This window comes from Bizionia sp. (genome assembly GCF_048259285.1).
In the GTDB taxonomy this organism is placed as follows: Bacteria; Bacteroidota; Bacteroidia; order Flavobacteriales; family Flavobacteriaceae; genus Algorimicrobium; species Algorimicrobium hallyeonense.
In genome coordinates this window covers 1-7140 of record NZ_JBLXHU010000069.1, presented here as the reverse complement: position 1 = coordinate 7140, position 7140 = coordinate 1, and the positions used below count along the sequence as shown (strand labels likewise).

The following is a 7140-nucleotide window of genomic DNA, read 5'->3' as shown; positions in this document are numbered from 1 at the left end:
GACGACTATAGTTTTAAACGTGAAATGCTAAGCAAGAACTATGCTTTACACCCAGCGGTGGCATTCTTGGCAAAATATACGCACATCGATTCTGTCTACAAAGACGTCATTTTACAGCGTGGCATTGTCGGTATTGACGGACGGGTTCACCCAGAACAAAAGCAGCTTACGGCGGCGACAGGCCGACAGGCTACCGTTGCGCCAAATATCTTAGGTCTTCCTACTGTCCTTCGTCCATTAGTGGTTGCACAAGACGGTTACGCGATTGGAGAGGTCGATCTTGCACAGATTGAGGTAGCGATTGCTGCTGGCGTGTATGGCGACTCAAACTTAGTCAAGATGTATAACCAAGGCGATCTTTACACAGCGATGGCCCAAGAGTTCTTCAGCGCAGAGTTAGAACCGGAATACAGCACCTGCGATTCAGCGGTCTTCAAAGAAAAATATCCTGAGAAACGAGCCATCATGAAACAATGCACCCTAGGCCTAATTTACGGTATCACCAGCTTCGGAATAGCGAAAAAACTCAACATCAGTGTCAACAAGGCCACGGAACTGATGGATAAGTTTCTATCGATGTTTCCCGAACTGCAAAAAGCCATTGAGAAAATGCCCCAGTATGGCGCTCTAAGAGGGCATGTTAGCACTGCAACGGGATTGCACCGTCACAGCCAATTGGATGCTAAGCGCGGCCATACTGAGAAAAACTGGATGGTGAACATGCCAGTACAAGGTACAGCTGCGGCACTATTCAAAGCAGCCGGAAATCGACTTCATCAATTGTATAAAGGTTACAACGCCAAATTGATCGTTGCGATGCACGATGCCTTTGTTTTCGAAGTGCCCAAAGAACATCTCAATGAAGTCAGTGAGTTAACTGCACAGATCATGACCCAAGTAGTTCAGGAAATGTACCCACAGTTGAAGATTAGAGCCGATATAAACATAGGCCAACCAGATTGTTGGACCAAAGATGGTGATCCGAACACTCTCGATGTGTGGCTAACTAAATGACCGGAACTGGCCGCAAAACCTAATAGATTTATCATTCAGGATTTGTGTCCATCTCAAGTCAGTATCCAGTGTAGATATGTAGGTAAGTCATTATTTACTTAAATGGCCAGAGCAAACAATGGCCTCTGATACTGAGTTAAGCGTGTGCAAGGTCCTATATACACTGGGGGCTGCTCCCCCTCAATTTTTAGTTATGGCAACAAAGAGCTGTACCAAAACCAAGAATAGTGATCTTTGGCTAGTGGCTCATGAGTTGCCATTAGTGCTTGCCAATAGATAGTAGTCGAAAAATTTGTCTTACGTTGATGAGACGCCTATAGCCAAACGAGTTATTGTCTACGAGGACATAGAATTTTTTCACCTAGTGCTTAGAATTGCTCGGCTCTTATAAGGACAACGCTCGCAAGCTGGTGATTACGTAAAAACACTAATAGAGAAAAATCAAAAAGAGGTCTGAGACCTCTCTTAGAACAGCAATCCTATTTTTCAGTGATTAGTACAAAGTGAAGAGCAACGTCGCCATAAGCAAACTCATTTAACATCCATAACTACTTTATTAATTAAAATATAATAGCTGTCAACAATCGGAACTTTGTTCTTAACTGATTTTAAAATTAATGCATATTACTACATCTTAACTAAATTTAGTTCCTTTAATAAGCTCCATATTATTAACAAAGAGGTTTCTATATTAATTATAGTTGCATGTTTAATATCCTGTCCAGAATGAGAACCATGGATAGTAGGAAGTTTATTTCTTATACCTTTGAATTTTTCATATTGAGACAGTAATCCAAAACCACCTATATCATATTTTTCATCCATGCACTCTAGAGTATCATTTATTACTTGACTGTCTGAATTCTTATTACGTCGTTGAGCTTTCTTATTTGGGAAAAGTATTAATTTTTCAGTGTCTGGGTCCCAAAGTATATTCTCTAGCTCATTGAATACTTCCATAACTCCTAAGCAAAGGCTATCATTAATTTTTGTCTCACTAGTTTTATTCCAACACATCCATACAGTTTTTTGTTCAATATCTCGAAAATAGTTTTCAATAGAAAGTTGAAGGCTTTTATGACTTGAATCAAGAGATTTAGCGGCGATCCGAATTAATTCCATAATTTTAAATATATACTTATATTTAACTCTTTCAAGAGCAACGATTAATTTAACAACAAACTGACTGTGTATGTCAAAAGCTGTTAAAATAGGACTCTCTATTTCATTGCTCAGAAGTTCATCTGACTTTCGCCAATAGGCTACAGCGCCTTTCTCTATAGCTTTTTCCATATTCCATAGCTTACTTGATGCAGAAGCAATCATAACAGATAAACCAACCCATTCATCTAGAAGCCTTTTGACAACCTCAAACCCACTCAAATCTTGAGGATTATATTTTTCCACCTGATCATCACTGCTAGTTAACCGAAGATCAACCAGGGCTAAGTCTGGTATTTCGAAATCCTTAGTTTTGGCCGCCAATGCAAGTAGCATCTCAACATCGCCTTTTCCATTTAATGGCTTAATCTCGATATGAGAGCTTGGAATCATACTGCTCATAAGTCTAAACCAACCGTTTGCCTGCTGATCATCCACAAACCAAAGATTTATTTTATTTTTATCAAGGTAAATATTTTTTGGTAAATCCAACTTTTTTTTAAGACAATCAACCAAATAATTTAGAGTAGAATCATCTGATAACTTTCTTGTAACCAATGACAATGAAGTTATTAACTCCCGCCTTTCTCTTAGGCCTAAATTAATTCTTCTATTTATCTCAGCCTTATTATTAAATCTGTCTTCACTCTCAATATAATTCAACATTTTCCACATTATCACTGCATTTTCTTCATTGTGCAAAAATGAACTGGCCGAATGCAATAAAATAGGAGACCGCTTATCAAATATGGTCACCTTATCTCCAAACTTTCCGACAGACATTAGATCTTGAACCAAAGAAAGTAATATCGCACCTCTTACATTTTTTACATAATGTGGATCTTTTGGATTGTTTTTATGAGAACTGATGTTAATATCAAAAATAAGGGTTTTGTTATCTTGTATAAACGCTTGTTTCTCTGACATGATGTCGATCATTTTTTGATCGACATTGGAATACATTAAAGATGCACATTTAATGTCGATTTTCTTTATAGAAGAATATACATTAATAAAAGATGAAAAATTCGATACTATAGACGATTGATACTTAGAATCTAAATCACAAACATCTATAAATAATTCACCCCAATCAGCGTCATTTTTTAATATCCTAACCAAGTTAAAAACATTGAAACAACCATCGTCATCAAACAAGAATCCGATATATGAATTATTCAGTTTAAAAGGATAACTCAATTTTTTCTTTCCTTTATTGTATTACAACGCTCAATAAATTCAGGAAGAACCAACTCAAAGTAATCACTGTCAACACTAAACTGATTTTTATTAAATTTATTTTCTCGTAGGTATGGGGTACTATCCACAGTTCCTGAGTAGGAGAGCATTGGCCAGTTATTGCACTTAGCAAAATGGCTAACTAGTTCATATCCCACCATTCCAGAGTGACAAATCACCCCATCAGCAACCAAAAGTGACATCGTATCAACATCGATATCTTGCATAAATTTTATAATATTGCTGTAACCAGATTTTAAAATAAAAGCCTTATACTTTTTGTTCCTGTCCGGACGGCGTTCATCTTCAAAATAGATGATGTTCAACATTAGTCATTAACCTCCTTCAGGCTTATAAAGAGCTTTCCTAATTTATCAATTTCTTCATGTTTTTCTTTTACGTATACGTGTTCCGTTAAATTGACTGTAAAATCATCACAATCTAGAAACTTACCATGTACAAAAATGTCTCCTATCGAGAGAAAGCTTTTTACTGCTGATGAAAGATCTCCACCAGTCAACCATTTCATAACTCGACCTTTGCTTTTAGATTTATCAATATCTAGTTCTTTTTTAAACGGTAAGTTGTGGTTCAAGCGATAGATCTCAACGGCTCTAGGTTCGCCAGTTACTGGATTTTTATCCCTAAATTTTATGGTATAGGCTTTTTGACTTGCAGTATTACTTAAATTTTCAGTGTGTTGCACTATACTCATAAGCACCTTTGTCAATGCATCCTGCCAAGCCTTAATATCAGTGACAATCCTTGAGGCCATACTATCCTTATCAATAGAAAAAATATTAACAGCCCCAGATCTATTCACTGCATGTAGTACTACTTTTTGATAAAAATTATCTGTGTCGTTATCATATAGACGAATTGCAGATTTTAAGTCTCGGATAGCTTGTAAAGAAAGCTCAGTTTTCTTGGTTTCGTTTTCTAAATCTATGCATACATCGCCCCCTTCAGTCCTAACAAGATCCAATAACTCTTTATGAACAGCCACTATTTTGGCCTTTATGTTTGGTGAAAGATACCTTAACTGTGGCCTAGTCACTCTTACCAAATTAGTTAAAAGTTTCTCTACATTATGTCCTTGCTTGTCACTACTCTTATGAAAAAGATCAGCAAGATCACCAGTATTCAGATCTTGAAATAGCAATTGCTGTTTAGATGGGACCTGCCAGCCATGTTCGATACATTTTTTAATTGTATTATGACTAAAATTAGTATGTGAACGATTTTCTACTCTTAAAATCCGTTGTAAACTTGAGGGTGCGGATTCAAAAAACTCGGTATATTCTTCTTTCTTGAGTCCTAATTTTAAAAATTTCTCTCTTAATTCGTTTTCCTCTACATTTAGTAATATAGAATCTAATAAAAAACTAGGATTCATCTTAACTAAAGATTGAAGATGAGGAAGTTTATTGGCCAATCTTAAAATTATATGTTCGACAGGCCAATGATATTTCATCGAAATACGATAATAAGAAGCCAGCATTTCTTCAAATTTAATAATTCTTGAATGCTGTTTTGGTGATATATACTTCCTTTTTGTTAGAGCATATGGTTCACCAATTGAAGTAGTTACCACTTGTCCATACCATAAAATTCGACCCAATAGGTGTAGCGCATAAACCTTATTGAACTCTTTGTCTGAAGTGGGTTTGTTGCCCTTAAAACCCTTATTAACTGCCTTAATATAGCGCCCTTTATAACCACCAATGTAATACCCCAGAGGAACAAAGGAATCATAAGAATTTTTCTTACCTATTTTCCAAAAACCCACGACTGCTTCATCTACAGATTTATATTTATGCTCGAGGTTATTTAGAGTTGCTCGTATTGAATCCACATGTTTTTTTGGCAGGTTTAATCCTTCGTTCACTAATATTCCGGTAACCATTTGCCTTTGGTTACTATACATCACTTTTGTTTTGTCTACATTTACTCTAAATCCATTTCTTTCGACGCATTTAGTAGCTTCATGCACAATTTTATTAGCAGATACACGCTTTAAATTGTTTGTTGAAAATGTTAGATCATCAGCATATCTTGTATAACTAACATCATACTTCTTTGCCATTTTACCCAGTTGAAAATCCAGCTTTTTGCATATTAAGTTAGATATCATAGGCGATGTTGGCGCCCCTTGCGGCAACCCCCTTTTGTCATCAACATCTTTAGGTAGACAAACCATTGATGCAAGTATTGAAGCTTGTTTATTAGTGAAATTGTAAGGCTGACTTTTCAACAGCCCCATAACTCTAGGAAATGTTATAGTCGGAAAAAAATCCTTCAAATCCATACTTATCACAAGTTTTTTATTTGTATGTGATAAAGCATTAGTTATTACGCCTTTTGGTCTAAGTTTCTCTACCAGTAACTCTGATTGCTCCTTACCCCCGATTCTTCGCTCTGGTTCTTTAGGAACAAATCCGTAGGCATAGTCTGAAACTTCGTAGTTCTGAGCAAAGTAAGCAGCTAAGTTAGATTGAAGTTCTTTGAGATTCTTGTCTACTACGACAAGCTCTCTGTTGGAACCATTGCGTTTTTTGATAGTGAATTTTTTATAGTGTTTCGCTGTAATGGGCCAGCATTTGCGTTTTCGCAAAATCGCAGTATCAAACTCTGGACGATTTTTAAGCCATTTTTCAAAAGCCATAAAAATTGAATCTAAATCACGGTTTGACGGTTTGTGAGATGAAATTGATGCATTGTTCATAAAGAGGTCGCGCTACTCCAGATCACTCATCGCGCTTGCGCGAAAAAATCGTCGAAATCTATCAGGGATATTTTATAAATTTATTTATAAAATATCGGTTGTGACTAAACGCTACGTGTTACACGTAACAAGCCAGTTGCTAACTAATTGACAGTCTAATAGAAACTACTAGAACGATCAAAAAATAACGCAACGACTTAACTAATCTGGAGTGCGCCCATTAATGTTACCAAAGCACCTTTCATAGTTCAAATTTCCATAAAAACTAAAATGATTGTGTTAACAAAAAGCAGAGGTTCCCCCCCTGCTCATCTAGCTCTCAGTCATCGATGACTTCATCAGCTATACTTCCTAAAATGTAGCCTGAAATTCCCCCAGCTAAAGCGCCATAAGGCCCATAATACCTAGCCCCAATAGCGGCACCAACTTTAGCCGCACGAATACCTGCGTTCTTTTTAGATTGAGACGATGACTGTGAGAAAGTTTTGCTTTGCATACTTGCTCCTTTTGAGATGTAAAAAAGGGCAATACCTCTCGATACTGCCCTTACGATTTAATACCACAACTTACTTAACCGAATCACATAAGTGATTAGCAAAGCTACGAGCCATCATCTGACTTTGGTACTGGTTATTTAGCTTCAATGTGTTGAGCCAAAACTCATCTCCATCAACTTCGAATTCCATAAATGCTTTCTGCTCTTGATTACGGAAATTCACATCACCTTCAATATCAACGAAAACTCGCCCCGATTTGGTTTTACCTGATTTCCATGTTTCATTGGCGAATGCCGAGCCTATCATGTCCCCTATCGCGTAAGGGCAACCTTCTGGACTGCCTTCTTTAATTGTCTGGATTGCATCATCCGCATTCAAGCTAAATAGACCTGCTGATGCTCCAAAACTCGTAACCAACAGAGCTGTTACTACTAACTTTTTCATGTTTAATTTCCTTAATGGATTGATAAATCCACGGTCAGTCACTCGAACTGATCGTGAGGT

General features: G+C 36.9%; 6 protein-coding genes. 1 reads left to right on the top strand and 5 read right to left on the bottom strand.

The annotated features are described in order from the left end of the window. Positions 1-1014, top strand: a 1014-nt coding sequence (locus ACN0QX_RS14785) for a DNA polymerase (protein ID WP_417198068.1), incomplete at its 5' end; no start/stop codon positions are given. 627 nt (positions 1015-1641) lie between these two features. Here the strand turns inward: ACN0QX_RS14785 and ACN0QX_RS14780 are convergent. From ACN0QX_RS14780 to ACN0QX_RS14760, 5 genes are all read right to left on the bottom strand, one after another. Beyond that, positions 1642-3375, bottom strand: coding sequence for a hypothetical protein (locus ACN0QX_RS14780; protein WP_417198066.1), 1734 nt, complete (start codon positions 3373-3375; stop codon positions 1642-1644). Then, complete coding sequence (locus ACN0QX_RS14775) at positions 3372-3743, bottom strand: hypothetical protein (protein WP_140145172.1); 372 nt, start codon at positions 3741-3743, stop codon at positions 3372-3374. The genes ACN0QX_RS14780 and ACN0QX_RS14775 overlap by 4 nt, the downstream gene beginning before the upstream one ends. Beyond that, complete coding sequence (locus ACN0QX_RS14770; RefSeq protein WP_417198063.1) at positions 3743-6139, bottom strand: reverse transcriptase family protein; 2397 nt, start codon at positions 6137-6139, stop codon at positions 3743-3745. The genes ACN0QX_RS14775 and ACN0QX_RS14770 overlap by 1 nt, the downstream gene beginning before the upstream one ends. Before the next feature lie 319 nt (positions 6140-6458). Continuing rightward, positions 6459-6635 carry a hypothetical protein gene (locus ACN0QX_RS14765; RefSeq protein WP_180782516.1) on the bottom strand — a complete coding sequence of 59 codons (177 nt, stop codon included), beginning with the start codon at positions 6633-6635 and terminating at the stop codon, positions 6459-6461. A 70-nt stretch (positions 6636-6705) separates the two neighbouring features. Further along, a partial coding sequence (locus ACN0QX_RS14760; protein WP_417198061.1) for a hypothetical protein occupies positions 6706-7140 on the bottom strand: 435 nt, incomplete at its 5' end.